The sequence below is a fragment of the Alicyclobacillus sacchari genome (genome assembly GCF_004366795.1).
Taxonomy (GTDB): Bacteria; Bacillota; Bacilli; order Alicyclobacillales; family Alicyclobacillaceae; genus Alicyclobacillus; species Alicyclobacillus sacchari.
On sequence record NZ_SORF01000065.1, the window covers coordinates 1 to 1072 of the forward strand.

The 1072-nt window shown below is 58.4% G+C and carries 2 protein-coding genes; both read left to right on the forward strand.

All coding sequences use genetic code 11. The features are described 5' to 3' along the window. Positions 1-783 (forward strand): metal-dependent hydrolase (locus C7445_RS14460; protein WP_243835223.1); only part of this gene is annotated, 783 nt, incomplete at its 5' end. Between the two features lie 107 nt (positions 784-890). Then, positions 891-1072: hypothetical protein (locus C7445_RS14465; RefSeq protein ID WP_134161426.1), on the forward strand; the 182-nt coding region annotated here is incomplete at its 3' end.

Consider the following 1072-nt stretch of genomic DNA (forward strand, 5'->3'; position numbering starts at 1 on the left):
AGCCAGGAGAGGAGAGATGGACTTATGATGGGTCGTTCCCATATGGCGATTGGCGCAGTCGGGGCGGTTGCGGCGACACCGCTGGTATTACACGAGAACTGGGAATCATTGCGTGACCTTACCACACACCCGTGGGCCTCAATGCCACATATCATCGTTGTGCAAGCCGCCTTTGTCGCGGCCACGGTAGTCGGGGCACTGGTGCCGGATTTGGATCAGCAGGATGCGAAGCTGACCTACACCATCGAAGTCGTATTTGGCCTGCCGGTTTTGGCCCTGGCCATCGTCGTAATGGTGCTCATGCACTGGGCGACGTCGCTCACCGCATGGGGCGTTGCACTCTTGCTCATGTTCATCTTTGGTGCGGCGCACAACTTCACGCGCGTACTCGGTCTAGGCGCTCTCGCAGCCATCTTGCTCGACTTGGCGTATCACCATCGCATGCCGATGGAGGCCGCGGTATTGCTTGCCGCTTGGATAGCGGCGACAATGCCGGCCAAACACCGCACATTCACCCATAGCCTGCTGGGTCTCGCCGTGTTTGGGGCGGGATGTTACCTGAGTGAGCCGGCGCTTAGTCACTTGCACCTGGGCGTTGCCGCGTACGGACTCATCTTGGGATATGTGCTCCACATGGCGGCGGACTTCATTGCGGGCGGGATTCCGCTTCTCTGGCCGTGGGGCAAACGACAAGGTGTACACCTGGTGAAGTCGTTCAGCGCTGTCGACTACCTCATCGGCGGCATCGGGATTTTCACATTTGTTGGGCTCGCACTCGTATAGCGAGCATGAACGCGAGCCACTACGCTCGCCAATATGCTAGCCAGCACAATCGCTAGCTAGTGTATGCGCTAGCTTATTGGTGAGCAAAGCGAAAGGAGCATCAACGCATGCCGGAAGTCCCAGCGCTTGTGCGCGTAAGCATCGCGCATTCGACGTGGTTCATGGTCGTCATCGGCGCCATTGGCGCGTTTGCTTTGTATCGATCCATCTTTCGCGCGCTCGGACGCATGGCACAACTCGGTACATTGGCCGTCATTGGCATGGCCGCGTTCAGTGTGATGAAGCTGCA